16 protein-coding genes are annotated in these 16,243 nt (G+C 65.5%); 4 read left to right on the top strand and 12 right to left on the bottom strand.

The window, feature by feature from the left end; translation table 11 throughout:
- The first annotated feature begins 1 nt into the window (after position 1).
- Positions 2-802: a prolipoprotein diacylglyceryl transferase gene (gene lgt, locus PVE35_RS23035; RefSeq protein WP_277373107.1), complete on the top strand. Its 801-nt coding sequence runs from the start codon at positions 2-4 to the stop codon at positions 800-802.
- Positions 802-1,596, top strand: a complete 795-nt coding sequence (locus PVE35_RS23030) for a thymidylate synthase (protein ID WP_277373106.1) — start codon at positions 802-804, stop codon at positions 1,594-1,596. The genes lgt and PVE35_RS23030 overlap by 1 nt, the downstream gene beginning before the upstream one ends.
- Positions 1,597-1,631: 35 nt before the next feature.
- On the opposite strand, the gene PVE35_RS23025 is transcribed toward PVE35_RS23030, so the two are convergent.
- The 3 genes from PVE35_RS23025 to PVE35_RS23015 all read right to left on the bottom strand — a co-directional run bounded on the left by PVE35_RS23025 (position 1,632) and on the right by PVE35_RS23015 (position 5,711).
- Complete coding sequence (locus PVE35_RS23025) at positions 1,632-3,014, bottom strand: GTPase/DUF3482 domain-containing protein (RefSeq protein ID WP_277373105.1); 1,383 nt, start codon at positions 3,012-3,014, stop codon at positions 1,632-1,634.
- Between the two features lie 105 nt (positions 3,015-3,119).
- Positions 3,120-4,511: a DUF2868 domain-containing protein gene (locus PVE35_RS23020; protein WP_277373104.1), complete on the bottom strand. Its 1,392-nt coding sequence runs from the start codon at positions 4,509-4,511 to the stop codon at positions 3,120-3,122.
- A gap of 60 nt (positions 4,512-4,571) precedes the next feature.
- On the bottom strand, positions 4,572-5,711 hold the full coding sequence (locus PVE35_RS23015; RefSeq protein WP_277373103.1) for a glycerophosphodiester phosphodiesterase: 1,140 nt from the start codon (positions 5,709-5,711) through the stop codon (positions 4,572-4,574).
- A 132-nt stretch (positions 5,712-5,843) separates the two neighbouring features.
- On the opposite strand from PVE35_RS23015, the gene PVE35_RS23010 reads away from it, so the two are divergent.
- Positions 5,844-6,362 carry a dihydrofolate reductase gene (locus PVE35_RS23010; RefSeq protein WP_277373102.1) on the top strand — a complete coding sequence of 173 codons (519 nt, stop codon included), beginning with the start codon at positions 5,844-5,846 and terminating at the stop codon, positions 6,360-6,362.
- Between the two features lie 46 nt (positions 6,363-6,408).
- Here PVE35_RS23010 and gloA read toward each other — a convergent pair whose 3' ends face one another.
- The 3 genes from gloA to ilvD all read right to left on the bottom strand — a co-directional run bounded on the left by gloA (position 6,409) and on the right by ilvD (position 9,557).
- Entirely contained in the window at positions 6,409-6,936 is a 528-nt protein-coding gene (gloA, locus tag PVE35_RS23005; protein WP_277373101.1) for a lactoylglutathione lyase, read from the bottom strand.
- 198 nt (positions 6,937-7,134) lie between these two features.
- Positions 7,135-7,593 (bottom strand): metallophosphoesterase family protein, encoded by a 459-nt coding sequence (locus PVE35_RS23000; RefSeq protein WP_277373100.1) that lies wholly within the window; start codon positions 7,591-7,593, stop codon positions 7,135-7,137.
- Between the two features lie 125 nt (positions 7,594-7,718).
- Positions 7,719-9,557 (bottom strand): dihydroxy-acid dehydratase, encoded by a 1,839-nt coding sequence (gene ilvD / locus PVE35_RS22995; RefSeq protein WP_268179387.1) that lies wholly within the window; start codon positions 9,555-9,557, stop codon positions 7,719-7,721.
- A 446-nt stretch (positions 9,558-10,003) separates the two neighbouring features.
- Here ilvD and PVE35_RS22990 point away from each other — a divergent pair, with 446 nt between their 5' ends.
- Complete coding sequence (locus tag PVE35_RS22990) at positions 10,004-10,846, top strand: alpha/beta hydrolase (protein ID WP_268179386.1); 843 nt, start codon at positions 10,004-10,006, stop codon at positions 10,844-10,846.
- Between the two features lie 283 nt (positions 10,847-11,129).
- On the opposite strand, the gene PVE35_RS22985 is transcribed toward PVE35_RS22990, so the two are convergent.
- Genes PVE35_RS22985 through PVE35_RS22960 form a run of 6 tightly spaced genes read right to left on the bottom strand, consistent with a single transcriptional unit; the run spans position 11,130 to position 16,242 of the window.
- A complete protein-coding gene (locus tag PVE35_RS22985) occupies positions 11,130-12,194 on the bottom strand; it encodes a chemotaxis response regulator protein-glutamate methylesterase (protein ID WP_277373099.1) in 1,065 nt (354 codons plus the stop codon).
- Positions 12,191-12,697: a chemotaxis protein CheD gene (locus PVE35_RS22980; RefSeq protein ID WP_268179384.1), complete on the bottom strand. Its 507-nt coding sequence runs from the start codon at positions 12,695-12,697 to the stop codon at positions 12,191-12,193. The genes PVE35_RS22985 and PVE35_RS22980 overlap by 4 nt, the downstream gene beginning before the upstream one ends.
- A complete protein-coding gene (locus PVE35_RS22975; RefSeq protein WP_277373098.1) occupies positions 12,690-13,499 on the bottom strand; it encodes a protein-glutamate O-methyltransferase CheR in 810 nt (269 codons plus the stop codon). The genes PVE35_RS22980 and PVE35_RS22975 overlap by 8 nt, the downstream gene beginning before the upstream one ends.
- A gap of 15 nt (positions 13,500-13,514) precedes the next feature.
- On the bottom strand, positions 13,515-14,024 hold the full coding sequence (locus tag PVE35_RS22970; RefSeq protein WP_277373097.1) for a chemotaxis protein CheW: 510 nt from the start codon (positions 14,022-14,024) through the stop codon (positions 13,515-13,517).
- Positions 14,025-14,074: 50 nt separating this feature from the next.
- Positions 14,075-15,694 carry a methyl-accepting chemotaxis protein gene (locus PVE35_RS22965; protein WP_277373096.1) on the bottom strand — a complete coding sequence of 540 codons (1,620 nt, stop codon included), beginning with the start codon at positions 15,692-15,694 and terminating at the stop codon, positions 14,075-14,077.
- Positions 15,691-16,242 carry a chemotaxis protein CheW gene (locus tag PVE35_RS22960; protein WP_268179379.1) on the bottom strand — a complete coding sequence of 184 codons (552 nt, stop codon included), beginning with the start codon at positions 16,240-16,242 and terminating at the stop codon, positions 15,691-15,693. Before PVE35_RS22960 ends, PVE35_RS22965 begins: the two co-directional genes overlap by 4 nt.
- Between the last annotated feature and the right edge of the window lies 1 nt (position 16,243).

Genomic DNA, 16,243 nt, shown 5'->3' with positions numbered 1-16,243 from the left:
CATGCTGCCTTATCCGCAGATCGACCCGGTGGCTGTCGCCCTCGGCCCGCTGAAAATCCACTGGTACGGTCTGATGTACCTGGTCGGCATCGGTGGCGCCTGGCTGCTGGCCTCGCGCCGGTTGCACCGCTTCGACCCCACCTGGAACAAGGACAAGCTGTCCGACCTGGTGTTCTGGGTGGCCATGGGGGTGATCCTCGGCGGACGCCTGGGCTACGTGCTGTTCTACGACCTGCCGGCGTACCTCGCCGAACCGGCGAAGATCCTGCGCATCTGGGAAGGCGGCATGTCCTTCCATGGCGGCCTGATCGGCGTGATGCTGGCCACCTGGTGGTTCGGCAAGCGCAACGGCAAGAGCTTCTTCGAGCTGATGGACTTTATCGCGCCGCTGGTGCCCATCGGTCTGGGGGCCGGGCGTATCGGCAACTTCATCAATGCCGAGCTGTGGGGCAAGGCCACCGACGTGCCCTGGGCGATGATCTTCCCCACCGATCCGCAGCAGTTGCCGCGCCACCCGTCGCAGCTCTACCAGTTCGCCCTGGAGGGCGTGGCGCTGTTCCTCATCCTCTGGTTCTACTCGCGCAAGCCGCGCCCGACCATGGCCGTGTCCGGCATGTTCGCCGCCTGCTACGGGGTGTTCCGCTTCATCGTCGAGTTCGTCCGCGTACCCGATGCCCAGCTCGGCTACCTGGCCTGGGGCTGGCTGACCATGGGGCAGATTCTCTGCGTGCCGATGGTGCTCGGCGGCATCGGCCTGATCGTCTACGCCTACAAGCGTCAGCCCGTTCAAGGAGCTGCCTGATGAAACAGTACCTCGACCTGATGCGCCACGTGCGCGAGCACGGCACCTTCAAGGAAGACCGCACCGGCACCGGCACCTACAGCGTGTTCGGCTACCAGATGCGCTTCGACCTGGCCGCAGGCTTTCCCCTCGTCACCACCAAGAAGTGCCACCTGCGCTCGATCATCCACGAGCTGCTGTGGTTCCTGCAGGGCGACACCAACATCCGTTACCTGAAAGAAAACGGCGTTTCCATCTGGGATGAGTGGGCCGACGAGAACGGCGACCTCGGCCCGGTGTACGGCTATCAGTGGCGCAGTTGGCCGGCGCCCAATGGCGAGTCCATCGACCAGATCGCCAAGCTGATCGAGATGATCAGGAGCAACCCGGACTCGCGCCGCCTGATCGTCTCGGCCTGGAACCCGGCGCTGATCGAGCAGATGGCGCTGCCGCCGTGCCATGCGCTGTTCCAGTTCTACGTGGCCGACGGCAAGCTGTCCTGCCAGCTCTATCAGCGTTCGGCGGACATCTTCCTCGGCGTGCCCTTCAACATCGCCAGCTATGCGCTGCTGACGCTGATGGTGGCCCAGGTCTGCGGCCTGCAGCCGGGCGAGTTCATCTGGACCGGTGGCGACTGCCACCTGTACGCCAACCATATCGAGCAGGCCGACCTGCAGTTAACCCGTGAGCCGCTGCCACTGCCGACCATGCAGCTCAACCCCGAGGTGAAGGATCTGCTGGCCTTCAAGTACGAGGACTTCGAGTTGGTCGGTTACCAGGCGCATCCGCATATCAAGGCGCCGGTAGCCGTCTGAGATGAAACAGGGTGGGCGTAGGGCGGCGCTCCGCTTTAGCCCAGCGGTTGTATGGCGAGGTCGCTACGCAGGCGCTCTACCTGCTCGGCACGCTCGGCCTCTTCCAGGCGGGCGCCGGGATTGAGCGACGACCATTCCGGATGCGCCCGCGCCACATTGAGCGGGGCGGGCAGTTTGCCCTGGCGCCACAGGCTTTCCTGCGGGGCGCCGAGGGCGATGGCTTCCATCGCGGCGTGGCCACGGGCGTCCAGGGCGGCCAGCAGTTGCTGTTGGCGCAGGGCCAGCAGGCGCAGTACGGCGTCGTCCACGGTCAGTTCGCGCTGGCCCTTCAATTTGCCTTTCAGTCTTTCCCCGTAATTACGCAGGGTCTGGGCGCTACCGCCGATCACCGCCCCCAGCGCAGCAGCGGCGCCCATGGTCAGGCCGCCGACCAGCAGGTCGACGCCGACGCCGGTGGCGGCACCGGCGGCCATGCCACCGCCCACCTTGATGCCGAGCTGTTTCAGCGTCTCCGGGTTGAACAGGTCGTCACCCCAGCGGCCATCGAGCAGGGGCAGGTCGCCGGCCTTGGCATCGCTGCTGCGAAAGGCATACAGGCGCAGCAGGGCTTCGACGCAGCGTTGCTCGCGCTGACGAATCGCATCGCGCAGCTCGGCGACCGCACCCTTCTCCAGCAGCGGTTGGGCGGCAACGCTACGGCGGCAGGCGGCGCAGTCGATCAGCAGTTCGGCGATCAATCGATGGCCAGCCTGGCGCCGGGCCTGGCGCTGCGCTTCGTGATCCTCGATCAGCCTCTGCAGTTGCGGGCGCGCGCGTTCCAGCAGCAGGGCCAGGCTTTCGTACAGGCGCCGTTCGCCGTCTTCCGGCGGTGCCACGCTGTCGAACGCCACCAGGGCATGCAGGCCAAGACGGGCCAGGGCCTCGCGCCATTCGCCTTCGCGGTGGCTGGCGCTGGCGACGAAGTTGAGTACCGGCAGCAAGGGGCGGCCACACATGTTGAGCACCGCCAGTTCGTCGCGGTACTTGGCCAGCACCGGCTCGCGCACGTCGATGACGTAGAGCCCCGCGTCGGACGCCAGCAACTGGCGCAGCACCTTGGCTTCCTGTTCGTAGCGCTGGCGTGCTTCGCTGCCCTCGAGAAAGCGAGCCAGGCGCGCCGGGCCGTCCAGACGCTCGCCGGGGCGGTCGAGGCGTTCCAGGTAGTCGAGCAGGGCGATGGCGTCTTCCAGGCCGGGGGTGTCGTACAGCTCCAGCAGCGCCTGGCCATCCACCGACAGGCGCGCGCCTTCGACATGACGGGTGGTGCTGGCGCGCGGCGAGACTTCGCCAAAGTCGATGTCGCGGGTCAGGGTGCGCAGCAGCGAAGTCTTGCCGACATTGGTGTGGCCGACCAGGGCCAGTTTCAGCGGTGCGCTCATGGGGCAGACCCCGACATGGTGTTCCCGGATTGCATCCGGGCTACGGGCTGAGGCTCCCCTCTCCCGCTTGCGGGAGAGGGGGTGGGGGAGAGGGTAATGGAAGCGTCAGTCATGCCCGCTCTCCAGCCAGCTCAAGGGCGCCGTATCGCGGTGCGCCAGGCCCAGGCTGGCGAGGGCCTGGTGCCAGTCCGCCAGGCGCGCACTGTCCAGGCTTTCACCGGGGGCAGGTGGCAGCAGCCAGATGCGTGTGGTGGTTGCGCAGCGCGCCAGCTCGCCGAGCAGCGCCAGGGTGCCGCGATCCGGCGAGCGGCGCGGGTCGCAGGCGATGGCCAGGCGTTCGGGCGGAAAGCGGGTCAACTGTTCGAGCAACTGGCGACGTTGTTCGCGGCTGTCGATCACCCCGGCATCGGCCACGCCCCTGGGCAACGTGGCGGGAGGCCAAGGCCGGCTATCGTCCAGCTCCAGGCCGAGCAGCAGGGCACCGCTGCTGGGCTGGGCGCTGCTGCCGCCCTGCGGCTGGTGCAGGGCAGCGGGGGCCAGGTCACAGACGCCGAGGCGTTCGCTATCCGGCTGCAGGCGCTGGCGCAACAGGCCATAGCCGGGCAGGTCGAGATCCAGGCGCAGCGAGGCTTTGCCGGATAGCCAGCGCCACAGGCACAGCAACGCCAGCAACAGGCGTGGCAGCAGGCCATAGACCAGCACCACGCCCACCAGCCAGCCGGCCCAGCTTTGTCGTGCGGCCTCGCTGGCGATGGCGGCGTCGCCGCTGGCGCGGATCAGCTCCACGTCCGGCAGGCTGAAACCGAGCAGGGCGGGCAGGGCGCCGATGGCTTGGGTCAGGGTGATGAAGGTGTCGCCGCCGAGGATGGTGGTTTCCCAGACGAAGCCATAGCGGCGGGTGGCGAGCAGCAGCAACAGGGTACTCAGCGTAGCGAGCATGGCCAGTGTCCACAGGCCATTGATCAGCAGGCCCAGGCCCCAGCGGGTCAGGCGCTGGCGTTGCAGCATCAACAGCAGGGCCGGGCCCAGTTGCGCGGCGCTGGCATCGCGCGCCAGCTTCTCGCTGAGCCACAACCACAGGCGGCCCAGTGCACCGGGATGGTCGCGGGTCAGCAGCAGGCCCAGCAGCCAGCCGAGCAGCATCAGCATGTTCAGCCCCAGCAGGCTGCCCAGGGCCCAGAACACATTGACCGGCTGGCGCCCGTCACCCAGCGCCGCCAGGGCCAGGCCAGCGCCGCTGAGCAGGGCCAGCAGCACCAGCAGCAGGCCGGCCAGGCGTGCCCCTTGCAACCAGTGCAACAGGGCCTGCCATTGGCCATCGCGGCGGGCCAGCAGCAGGGCACGATGCTGGATGCGCTCGGCCAGTTCACCATACTCGGCACGGGCCAGGCGATTGGCCTCGGTGTCTTCCAGCGGGCCGGTGTGTTCCTCGCGCAGACGAATGGTTTCGCTGAGCCAGAGGCGTTGCAAAGGCGTAGGGGAGGAGGCGTCAGTCACGTGGCGTCTCGTCGTGCGGATCAGGGGTTGAGGATAACCCCTGATCCGCCGGGACGCGAATCAGGGCTTATCGCGCAGACGCACAGCGATATCCGGTTGGTCGATGAACAGGCCGTCGATGCCGGTGGCGAGGAAGGTGCGCAGTTCGGCGTCGATGTCGCCGCGCTCGGTCGGGTCGTTGCCGCTGCGCAAGCTGGTGGGCAGGAAGGCGTTCTCGGCGCGGAAGGTGTAGGGGTGCACCTTGAGCTTGGCGGCGTGGGCATCGCGCACCAGGCTGGTGGGCGTGGTGAGGTTACCGGCGGCGTCACGCGGGATGATCATGCCTTTCTCCGGGCCGATGCCATCGGCGTAGCGGGCGATGGCTTGCAGGCCTTTGGGGGTGATCATCTGCGCATAGCTGAGGTCGGTGCCCAGGGCCTGCTGATCGTAGGGCTGGCCCTCCGTCCAGAGCAGTTGGATGAGGCGGATGGAGGTCATGCGGCTGAGGGTCTTGAGGTTCTGTACCTCGAAGGACTGGATGTACACCGGCGCTTTGGCGCTGGCGTAACCGTTGCGCTTGAGCACCGCCAGCAGCGGCTTTTCCATGGCCAGGCCGAGTTGCTGGAAGTGGGTGGGGTGCTTGGTTTCCGGGTACAGGCCGATGACCCGCTGCTGGCTGAGCTGCAGGCTTTTCACCAGGTCGATGATTTCCTGCAGAGTGGGTATCTCGAACTGGCCGTCGAAACGGGTGTTGGCCGGGCGCACCTGGGGGATGCGCTCGATGGCGCGCAGAGTCTTGAGTTCGGCCAGGGTGAAGTCCTCGCTGAACCAGCCTTCCAGGCTGACGCCATCCACCGTCTGGGTGCGCTTGCGGCTGGCGAATTCGGGGTGCTGCGCCACGTCGGTGGTCAGCCCCAGCTCGTTGTCGTGGCGGGCCACCAGTTGGCCGTCGCGGGTCATCACCAGATCCGGCTCGATGTAATCGGCGCCTTGTAGCACGGCCAGAGCGTAGGCGGCCAGGGTGTGTTCGGGCACGTAGCCGCTCGCACCACGGTGGGCGATCACCAGTGGCGAGCGGGTGCCCTTGTCCGGGGCGTGCTTGGCGCCAGGCTGTTGTTGGGCCCACTCGATGGCGGCCTGTACGTTACCGGCCAGGGCCTGCGTGCTGCCAAGCAACAGGCCGGCGCATAACAGGCCGGTGCGCAGAAGGTTGGACATCATGGAGGCATCTCCTTGCTCATGGGGGGAAGTCAAAGCCTGCCTGAGCAAGCGTGACGATTAGGCGACAAACCGATAATTGGTATGGCTTGCCTGTGCTGCTCGTCACAGGATGGCTCTGCTATGCTCGCCAGCATGAAAAAGACCCTGCCTCTCTCGCTGATCTCTGCCCTCGCCCATAACCGGGTGATTGGCCGCGACAATCAACTGCCCTGGCACTTGCCGGCGGATCTCAAGCACTTCAAGGCCTTGACCCTGGGCAAGCCGATCATCATGGGCCGCAAGACCTGGGATTCACTGGGGCGCCCGCTGCCGGGCCGGCTCAATCTGGTAGTCAGCCGCCAGCCGGGCCTGCAGCTCGAAGGCGCCGAGGTGTTCGCCAGCCTGGAGGCGGCCATCGCCCGCGCCGACGAATGGGCGCGCCAGGAGGAGGCCGACGAACTGATGCTGATTGGCGGGGCTCAGCTCTATGCCCAGGGCCTGGCGTTGGCCGAGCGCCTGTACCTGACCCGTGTGGGGCTGGAGCCTGAAGGCGATGCCTTCTTCCCCGAGGTGAGCGAGGCCGATTGGCACCTGAGCTCCAGCGTCGAGCACCCGAGCACGGGGGACACCCCCTTCTACGCCTTCGAGGTGTGGCAGCGCCGTAGCGCTTGATGGCGAGCGGCCTGGCGTTGTCGCCAGGCCGGCAGCCGCCGGGGGCTCAGTTCACCTCGGTGAACTGGATGATCTCCACCCAGTAGCCGTCCGGATCCTTGATGAAGGCGATGTCGCGCATGCGGCCGTCGCTCAGGCGCTTCTGGAAGGCCACGCCGAGATCCTCGAAACGCTGGCAGGCGGCCTTGATGTCCGGCACCGCCACGCATAGATGGCCAAAGCCGCGCGGGTCGCTGTTGCCGCTGTGGTAGGCAAACTCCGGATCCTTCTCGGTGCCGTAGTTGTAGGTCAGCTCCAGCACGCCGGGGATGGACTTGCGCCACTGGTGACGGGCGGCCGGGTCTGCCGGAATCTGCGACTTGTCCGCGATCAGCGCCAGGAAGTAGAGGCTGAACTCGGCCTCGGGAAAGTCCTTCTTCTCCAGCAGGGTGAAGCCCAGCACGCGGGTGTAGAAATCCAGGGACTTCTCGAGATCCTTCACGCGGATCATGGTGTGGTTGTAGACGAAGTCGGCGGTGGCGGCGTCGGGTTTGGCGGTCACGCCGGGCAGGGCGTTGAGTTCGTCGAGGGTCATGGGATTCTCCATCAGGCGTGAAAAAGCGATACCTGCCTAGATGGACGCGGCGGTGGCGTTTTTCAAGGCAGGTGGTTGGGAATAGGGCAGCGAGCGCTCTGCTGGGTTCCCCGGATTGCATCCGGGCTACGGACTTTGCGCGTAGGGTGGACAACTCTGTTTTTGTCCACCATGGATTGGCACAGCGATGGACGGATTTCAGACCTGCAGCGTGATCAGCTCGGCCCTAAACTGGTCGCCGTCGATATGCAGCAGGCCCACGCCGATGGGCAGTTTGAAGCGCCGGGGCCCGGCGCTGCCAGGGTTGAGGTAGAGCACGCCATCGCGCATTTCGTGCAGCGGTTTGTGCGAATGGCCGGCGATCACCGCATCGATGCCCTGGGCCGCTGGGTCGATGTCGAGCTGCTTGAGGTCGTGCCGCACATGCAGGCTGATGGCGCCGAAGCGCAGCGTCAGGCGCTCGGGGATGGCCTCGGCCCAGGCCTCCTGATCGTTGTTGCCGCGCACCACCGACAGCGGCGCGATGCGCCCCAGCTCCTCGAGGATATGCGGCCCGCCGATGTCGCCGGCATGGATCAGGTGGTCGACACCCTGCAATGCCGCCAGCGCCTCGGGGCGCAGCAGGTTGTGGGTGTCGGCGATCAGGCCGATGCGCATGATGAGCTCCTGAGCATGGGGTTTAGGAGCCAGCTTGCTGGCGATCAGGCCCGAATGCAAAACCCTGCGACAAGAAAAAGCCCGGCAACCATGGCCGGGCTTTTCATTACAGCGGCGCTGAGGGCTCAGCCTTCCAGCATCGTCTTGTCACGCACCGCACCCTTGTCGGCGCTGGTGGCCAGCAGGGCGTAGGCCTTCAGCGCGGTGGACACCTTGCGTGCGCGCGGCTGCGCCGGTTTCCAGCCCTTCTTGTCCTGCTCGGCGCGGCGTTCGGCCAGTTCTTCATCGCTGACCAGCAGGTTGATGCTGCGGTTGGGGATGTCGATGAGGATCTTGTCGCCGTCCTTGACCAGGCCGATGGCGCCGCCGGCAGCCGCTTCCGGCGAGGCGTGGCCGATGGACAGGCCGCTGGTGCCGCCGGAGAAGCGGCCGTCGGTGAGCAGGGCGCACTGCTTGCCCAGGCCCTTGGATTTCAGGTAACTGGTGGGGTAGAGCATCTCTTGCATGCCCGGGCCACCTTTCGGGCCTTCGTAACGGATGATGACGATATCGCCGGGCTTCACTTCGTCGGCGAGGATACCTTTGACCGCACCATCCTGACTCTCGAAGATCTTCGCGCGGCCCTCGAAGACGTGGATGGATTCGTCCACCCCGGCGGTTTTCACCACGCAGCCGTCGAGGGCGATATTGCCGTACAGAACGGCCAGGCCGCCTTCCTGCGAGTAGGCGTGCTCCACCGAACGGATGCAGCCGTTCTCACGGTCATCGTCCAGGCTCGGCCAGCGCGTGTTCTGGCTGAACGCCACCTGGGTGGGGATGCCGCCCGGGCCGGCCTTGAAGAAGGTGTGCACGGCTTCGTCATTGGTCTGGGTGATGTCCCACTGGGCGATGGCGTCGGCCATGCTCGGGTTGTGCACGGTGGGCACGTCGGTGTGCAGCAGGCCGCCACGGGCCAGCTCGCCGAGGATGGAGAAGATGCCGCCGGCGCGGTGCACGTCTTCCATGTGGTACTTCTGGATGTTCGGCGCCACCTTGCACAGTTGCGGCACCTTGCGCGACAGACGGTCGATGTCGCGCAGGTCGAAGGGGATCTCGGCTTCCTGGGCGGCGGCCAGCAGGTGCAGGATGGTGTTGGTCGAGCCGCCCATGGCGATGTCCAGGGTCATGGCGTTCTCGAACGCCTTGAAGCTGGCGACGTTGCGCGGCAGCACCGATTCGTCGCCTTCGCCGTAGTAGCGCTGGCACAGCTCGACGGCCAGACGGCCGGCGCGCAGGAACAGTTGCTCACGGTCGGCATGGGTGGCCAGGGTGGAGCCGTTGCCCGGCAGGGCCAGGCCCAGGGCTTCGACCAGGCAGTTCATCGAGTTGGCGGTGAACATGCCGGAGCAGGAGCCGCAGGTGGGGCAGGCGCTGCGCTCGTATTCGGCGACCTTCTCGTCGGAGCAGGAATCGTCGGCAGCCACCACCATGGCATCGACCAGATCCAGGCCATGGTTGGCCAGCTTGGTCTTGCCGGCTTCCATCGGCCCGCCGGAGACGAACACCACCGGGATGTTCAGGCGCAGGGCGGCCATCAGCATGCCGGGGGTGATCTTGTCGCAGTTGCTGATGCAGACGATGGCGTCGGCGCAGTGGGCGTTGACCATGTACTCCACGGAGTCGGCGATGATCTCGCGGCTCGGCAGGGAATAGAGCATGCCGTCGTGGCCCATGGCGATGCCGTCGTCCACGGCGATGGTGTTGAATTCCTTGGCCACGCCGCCATGGCGTTTGATCTCGCGGGCGACCAGTTGGCCGAGATCCTTCAGGTGTACGTGGCCGGGCACGAACTGGGTGAAGGAGTTGGCGATGGCGATGATCGGTTTCTTGAAGTCTTCGTCCTTCATCCCGGTCGCGCGCCACAGGGCGCGGGCGCCGGCCATGTTGCGGCCGTGGGTGGAGGTTTTCGAGCGGTAATCGGGCATGACACGGTTCCTGCGGCTGATCAGGTGATGTTCGTATGCTGAGCGTCGACTGAACCGGATGCAAACGGGAGGTGGCCGTGCGTTCGGCGGGGCCGCAGGACGCTGCGGGGTGGCCGCGCGTCTGGCCCGTGCTCAGGGCCCGCCAGGGGATGAGTGGCGAGAGATGCGGTGATTCTACGCCGGCCACCGGCGCAGCGCCAAGGCGCGGCTGATTGCCGGTGCCGATGGCTGTCGCTCCTTGGTGTCATGCCGTTCATCCGGTTGCGCTGTTCGGGCGACTGTTGACGTCACCATTTGCTCATCTAGGCTGCCTCACGGGCGCTCTGCTCATCGGCAGGGGCCCACGTTCGCCAGCGCAAGCTAGGAGGTGTGCTGCGCCGCCCTATCCGATCTGGTCGTTCGCGGGGCGATGGCGACTCGTACAACAATGGAATGAGGAACCTTCGATGCTTAACTTGAAACTCGCTGGCCTGGCGGTCTCCTGCCTGTCCGTCTGCGCCACCGTCACGGCTGCTCCCCTGCCGGATACACCGGGAGCGCCATTTCCGGCTGTCGCCAATTTCGACCGCAGTGGCCCCTACGCCGTCAGCAGCCAGAGCGAGGGGCCGAGCTGTCGCATCTATCGGCCCCGCGACCTGGGTCAGGGTGGCGTGCGTCATCCGCTGATCCTCTGGGGTAATGGCACCGGTGCCGGGCCGTCCACCTATGCCAGCTTGCTGTCGCACTGGGCAAGCCACGGTTTCGTGGTGGCGGCGGCGGAAACCTCCAATGCCGGTACCGGGCGGGAAATGCTTGCCTGCCTGGATTATCTGGTGCGTGAGAACGACACCCCCTACGGCACCTATGCCGGCAAGCTCAATACCGGGCGAGTCGGTACCTCGGGGCATTCCCAGGGCGGTGGCGGCTCGATCATGGCGGGGCAGGATACGAGGGTACGTACCACGGCGCCGATCCAGCCTTACACCCTCGGCCTGGGTCACGACAGCGCCTCGCAGCGGCGTCAGCAAGGGCCGATGTTCCTGATGTCCGGTGGCGGCGACACCATCGCCTTTCCCTACCTCAACGCCCAGCCGGTCTACCAGCGCGCCAATGTGCCGGTGTTCTGGGGGGAGCGACGTTACGTCAGCCACTTCGAGCCGGTCGGTGGCGGTGGCGCCTATCGTGGCCCGAGCACGGCCTGGTTCCGCTTCCAGTTGATGGACGACCAAAGCGCCCGCAGCACTTTCTACGGCACGCGGTGCAGCCTGTGCACCAGCCTGTTATGGTCGGTCGAGCGCCGCGGGCTCTAGCAGGCTGTTGAAAAACTACCTGCGTTGGCAATACTGCGTTAAAAACGGCCTCGCGTGCGAGCCCAGTCAAAATGCTCATTTACAGCACGTAAACTGCGCTTTTTCGGCTGTTTGATTCGCTAGCGCTCACCCTTCGGGCCAGCCTTTGGCTGTTACTCCCGTTGGTCGTTGCGCCTTGTCTTGCCTGCCTCGCCTACGTTTTTCAACGGCCTGTATAGCGCTGCGCCATGCTCCGCCCTGTGGGGCGGAGCTTCAGGCGTTCGATGCTCAGGTTGTAGAGGCGCTAACCACGCAGAATGGCCGTTGGAATCTGCTCCAGCGGAATTTCCCGGCTGACCCCGCCGAGTTTCATGGCTTCCTTGGGCATGCCGTAGACCACGCAACTGGCTTCGTCCTGACCGAGAGTGAGGGCGCCGGCTTCGTGCATCTCGCGCAGGCCACGGGCGCCGTCGTCGCCCATGCCGGTCATGATGATGCCGGTGGCATTGGCGCCTGCGGCACGGGCGGTGGAGCGGAACAGCACGTCCACCGAGGGTTTGTGCCGGCTGACGGGCGGGCCGTCGACCACTTCCACCAGGTACTGCGCGCCACTGCGCTTGAGCAGCATGTGGCGCCCGCCGGGGGCGATCAGGGCGCGACCGGGGATGACCCGATCACCGTGCTTCGCTTCGCGCACTTCGATCTGGCACAGGGTGTTGAGGCGTTCGGCGAAGGCGGCGGTGAATTTCTCCGGCATGTGCTGGACGATGACGATGCCCGGGCACACGCGCGGCAGGGCGGTGAGCACGTATTCCAGGGCCTGGGTGCCGCCGGTGGAGGTGCCGATGGCGACGATGCGCTCGGTGGTGCGGGTCATGGCGCCTGCGCCGCCGGCCGGCAGGATCGCATCGGCGCTGAGCTTGGGCGCTGGTGGCGGCTGCGGCGGCTTGGGCGTGAGCCGCTTGAGGCGGGCCTGGGCGGCGGCGCGGATGGCGCTGGCCAGCTCTTCGGTGGCTTCCAGGAGGAACTGGCGCAGTCCGGCCTGGGGCTTGGTGACGATGGCCACGGCCCCGGCGGCCATGGCTTCCATGGTGGTGGCGGCGCCTTTTTCGGTGAGGGTGGAGCAGATCACCACCGGCGTGGGGCGTTCTGCCATCAGCTTCTTGAGGAAGGAGATGCCATCCATGCGTGGCATTTCCACATCCAGCACGATCACGTCGGGCCACTCGCGTTGCATCTTGTCCATGGCGAACAGGGGGTCGGCGGCCGTGCCGATCACCTCGATCCCGGCGTGCTCGGACAGGGTGCCACTCAATACCTGGCGTACGACGGCGGAGTCGTCGACGATCATCACCTTGATCTTGTTCATTTCTGCGCCTCGTAGCGGCGTGTAGCGATCTGTTGTTGGGAGGGGCTGCGCATTGCGACCTGGCCACTCCAGATGTCGAAAATCAGGTTGCGATAACCTGCGCCTCCTGCATCTCGGGCATGACAACGCAGGCCGTGCGCGGTGAGCAGTTCCAGGCCGGCGTTGACGTTCGAGTCGCCGATGTTGCTCTGCGTCAGGCTCGCGAACATGTTGCCGCCACCGAACAGGCTGATGCGGTAGTCCTTGGCCTGGGTGCCGCTGGCGCGAATCTCGCCGAGCAACAGGTGCAGCGCCTCGTCGGCGTAGCGGCCATCGAATCGGGTGCCGCGATTGCGGCGGCTGGGCAGCATGTAATGGCACATGCCGCCGAGCAATTCACGCTCGTGCCACAGCACCAGCGATACGCACGAACCCAGCAGGGTGCGGATGCGCGTGTGACGGTCGCCGAAGTACAGGTCGCCTGGCTGCAGGAAGACTTCGATGACGCCGTCGGGCTTATGCATGGGGCTTCCGGTAAATGGACGGGCGCAGCGGCTGCAGCTCGTCGCTGATGCCGTTGAGGCTTTCCGAGTGGCTGACGAAGAAATAGCCACCGGGGCGCAGTCGCGCGCTCAGGCGCTGTACCACCTGGCGCTTGGTGGGCTGGTCGAAATAGATCATCACGTTACGCAGGAAGATCACGTCGAACAGGCCCACTTCGGGCAGGGCGTTGTTGAGGTTGATCTGACGAAAACCAATGCGTTTCTTCAGCGAAGGCTCCAGGGTGAACATGCCGGCATGCTGGCCGGTGCCCTGCAGGCAGTGACGGTGCAGCAGCTCACGGGGGATGCCGCTGGAGTCTTCCAGCGGGTAGATGCCAGCACGTGCCTTGTCGAGAATGCGCGTGCTGATGTCCGAGGCGAGTATCTCCCATTGCCGCGTGCCCAGGCAGTCGGCCAGCAGCAGGGCCAGGGTGTAGGGCTCTTCGCCGCTGGAACAGGCCGCGCTCCAGATGCGCAGGGGTTGGCTGCCAGTGCGCAGATCATCCTGCAGGCGTTCACGCAGGAAGTCGAAGTGCTTGGGCTCGCGGAAGAAGTAGGTCTCGTTGGTGGTCAGCAGATCCACGGCCGTCTGCAGTTCGGTCTTGTCCTTGAGCAGCAACTGGAAGTAGTCGCCGAAACTGTCCAGCTCGTAATGGCGCAGACGCTTGCTCAGGCGTCCGACTATCAACTGGCGTTTGGCCTCGCTCATGGCGATGCCGGCGATCTCGTAGATCATGTCGCGAAACTGCTGGAACTCGCGGTTGCTCAGGCTGGTGGCGGTCATTGCGGGCTCCAGGAGTCAGGCCGAGCGGGGCAGTTCGGCGCTGGCCAACAAGCGCAGATCGTCGAGCGACAGCACGCGGCCAATGTCGATCAGCACCACCAGACGGTTTTCGAGCTTGCCCATGCCGATGAGGAAATCGGTGGGGATGTGGCTGCCGAAGCTGGGCGGCGGCTCGATATCTTCTTCGGGAATCTCCAGCACGGCATTCACCGCTTCGACGACGATGCCGATGACCTGTTCGGCGCCCTCGCGCTGCACTTCCAGAATGACGATGCAGGTGCGCCGACCGACCTGGGTGGCGCCCTGGCCGAAGCGCTGGCGCAGATCCATGATCGGCACCACGCCGCCGCGCAGGTTGATCACGCCGAGGATGCTCGGGGGCATCAGCGGCACCGAGGTGAGGTGGCCGTATTCGATGATCTCGCGCACGTTGCGCGTGCCCACGGCGAAGATTTCTTCACCGAGGGAGAAGGTCAGGTACTGCTGGCGGGTGTCCGTGGCCGTCGCTGGGTTGAAGCTGGACATGAATCGCTCCTGGGGCACCCCCTGGTGCCCGGCTGCGAAGGTGGGACGGATCAGTGCTGGAAGCGAATGAAGCCGCCAGACATCGATGGCTGGGCGAACGACTTGCTGCCGTTATCGCTGCTGTCGTGCTGGGTAGCCGCTTGCTTGCTGCGCTCGGGGCGCTTGTTGCCGCTGCTGTTGATCTTGAAGAAGTCCATCAGTTGCTGCAGTTGCTCGGCCTGGCCACTCATTTCCTCGGCGGTGGCGGCCAGCTCTTCGGAGGCCGATGCCGACTGCTGGGTGATGCTGCTGAGCTGGGTCATGGCACTGTTGATCTGCCCGACCCCGGAGCTTTGTTCTTCGGAGGCAGCGGAGATTTCCTGCACCAGATCGGAGGTCTTGTTGATCGTGGGCACCATCTCGTCGAGCAAGTGGCCGGCACGTTCGGCCAGCGACACGCTGCTCTTGGCCACTTCGCTGATTTCCTGGGCGGCGATCTGGCTACGCTCGGCCAGCTTGCGCACTTCGGCTGCGACCACGGCGAAGCCCTTGCCGTGCTCGCCGGCACGGGCCGCCTCGATGGCGGCGTTGAGGGCCAACAGGTTGGTCTGGTAGGCGATGTCGTCGACGATACCGATCTTGTCGGCAATGGTCTTCATCGCCGCCACCGTGTTCTTCACCGCCTGACCACCTTCGTCGGCCTCGCGTGCGGCCTTGCTGGCCATGCCATCGGTGATCTTGGCATTTTCCGTGTTCTGCGCGATGGAGGCGGACATCTGTTCCATCGAGGCGCTGGTTTCCTCGACCGAGGCGGCCTGTTCCGAAGCGCCTTGGCTCATGCTCTGGGCCGTGGCGGAAATCTGCTCGGAGGCGCTGGACAGCGAGTCGGCGTTACTGCGTACTTCGCCGATGATCTGCGCCAGCTTTTCCACCATGCCCTTGATCGCGGCCAGCATGCTGCTGGTATCGCCGGTCTTGGTCTCTACGTTGACGGTCAAGTCGCCGGCGGCGATGCGGCTCACCATTTCGGCAGCGTAGGCGGGCTCGCCACCGAGCTGACGCAACAGGTTGCGGGTGATGAAGGTGCCGAGCAGGGCGATGACCACCAGCGTGATCAGCGAGACGACGATGGACAGCAGCGTCGCCTGCTGCAGCGCTTCCTGCGCCGCATGGCTGCCGTTATTGGCGGCCGTGATGTTGTATTCGAGGTGCGTATTGAGGTCTTCGCGCAGTGGGTCGATGACTTCACGCTGCAGCGCTAGCATGGCGTCACGGGCGGCCTCGTTCTCGTTCCTGCGCGACAGGGTCAGCGCGCCGTCAGCGCCTTGCAGGAAGCTGGCGATGCCTTTGCGATCGGCTTCCAGCAGTTGCCCGTCCTTCTCGTCGGACAGCAGCTTGGAGTACTCCTCGAGCGCTTGCTGGATGTCGCCTCGGTTGCTCTTGATGCGCGTTTCTATCTCGGCCATCGCCGCATCGTTGGTGGTCAGGATATGGCTGTAGAGCAACTGGATCTGCACGTTGATGGCGCTGCGCACCTTGTTCAGGGTGACGATGCTGGGCACCGAGTTGATGTTGCCGTAGTTGGCTGCGGTGAACACCTTGTTCATCTGCTGATAGCCCAGGCCGGATAACAACAGGATGCCGAATAGTGCCGAAAGCACCAGAAGGATCATTTTCTTGCTGATGGTCATTTGCTTGCTCCTGCGCGCTCGCGCGCATCGCATGGAAGGAGAGAGAGGTCATGGGGTTGGCCTGCCATGGCTGCGATCTGGGTGACCGACAGCACTTGCTCCATGCGCAGCAGGGTGAGGAACTGCTCGTCGAGACGAGCCATGTCCTCGATGAATTCGCCGCGGATGCGGCTGCCGAACGCGGGGGCCTGGCGGATGGCCCCCGGTTCGATTTCCACCACCGCGTTGACCGCATCGACCAGGGCACCCATCAGATGGGTCTCCTCCTCGTCGAGGATCTCCACGATGACGATGCAAGTACGCGCGCCGAGGGCGGTGCGACCATGGCCGAAGCGCTCGGCCAGGTCGATGATCGGCACCACGGCGCCGCGCAGATTGATCACGCCGCGCACCAGCCTGGGCATCATCGGCACCAGGGTGATCTGGTCGAACTCGAGGATCTCCCGCACGTAGCGGGTGGCGACGCCGTAAGCATCCTGGCCGACGCGGAAGGTCAGGTACTGGCTTTGCTGTTCCTGGCTGACCAGCAGGGCGAGATCGGTGGTCATG

It is taken from the genome of Pseudomonas sp. AA-38, assembly GCF_029457475.1.
GTDB lineage: Bacteria > Pseudomonadota > Gammaproteobacteria > Pseudomonadales > Pseudomonadaceae > Aquipseudomonas.
The sequence above is the reverse complement of the archived record's forward strand: the minus strand, read 5'-3'. Positions and strand labels throughout refer to the sequence as shown.

Excerpts from the sequence above, each read along its gene's own strand:
- lgt (WP_277373107.1), top strand. The coding sequence starts at position 2 with ATGCTGCCTTATCCGCAGATCGACCCGGTGGCTGTCGCCCTCGGCCCG.
- PVE35_RS23030 (WP_277373106.1), top strand. The coding sequence starts at position 802 with ATGAAACAGTACCTCGACCTGATGCGCCACGTGCGCGAGCACGGCACC.
- PVE35_RS23025 (WP_277373105.1), bottom strand. The coding sequence starts at position 3,014 with ATGAGCGCACCGCTGAAACTGGCCCTGGTCGGCCACACCAATGTCGGC.
- PVE35_RS23015 (WP_277373103.1), bottom strand. The coding sequence starts at position 5,711 with ATGATGTCCAACCTTCTGCGCACCGGCCTGTTATGCGCCGGCCTGTTG.
- PVE35_RS23010 (WP_277373102.1), top strand. The coding sequence starts at position 5,844 with ATGAAAAAGACCCTGCCTCTCTCGCTGATCTCTGCCCTCGCCCATAAC.
- gloA (WP_277373101.1), bottom strand. The coding sequence starts at position 6,936 with ATGACCCTCGACGAACTCAACGCCCTGCCCGGCGTGACCGCCAAACCC.
- PVE35_RS23000 (WP_277373100.1), bottom strand. The coding sequence starts at position 7,593 with ATGCGCATCGGCCTGATCGCCGACACCCACAACCTGCTGCGCCCCGAG.
- ilvD (WP_268179387.1), bottom strand. The coding sequence starts at position 9,557 with ATGCCCGATTACCGCTCGAAAACCTCCACCCACGGCCGCAACATGGCC.
- PVE35_RS22990 (WP_268179386.1), top strand. The coding sequence starts at position 10,004 with ATGCTTAACTTGAAACTCGCTGGCCTGGCGGTCTCCTGCCTGTCCGTC.
- PVE35_RS22985 (WP_277373099.1), bottom strand. The coding sequence starts at position 12,194 with ATGAACAAGATCAAGGTGATGATCGTCGACGACTCCGCCGTCGTACGC.
- PVE35_RS22980 (WP_268179384.1), bottom strand. The coding sequence starts at position 12,697 with ATGCATAAGCCCGACGGCGTCATCGAAGTCTTCCTGCAGCCAGGCGAC.
- PVE35_RS22975 (WP_277373098.1), bottom strand. The coding sequence starts at position 13,499 with ATGACCGCCACCAGCCTGAGCAACCGCGAGTTCCAGCAGTTTCGCGAC.
- PVE35_RS22970 (WP_277373097.1), bottom strand. The coding sequence starts at position 14,024 with ATGTCCAGCTTCAACCCAGCGACGGCCACGGACACCCGCCAGCAGTAC.
- PVE35_RS22965 (WP_277373096.1), bottom strand. The coding sequence starts at position 15,694 with ATGACCATCAGCAAGAAAATGATCCTTCTGGTGCTTTCGGCACTATTC.
- PVE35_RS22960 (WP_268179379.1), bottom strand. The coding sequence starts at position 16,242 with ATGACCACCGATCTCGCCCTGCTGGTCAGCCAGGAACAGCAAAGCCAG.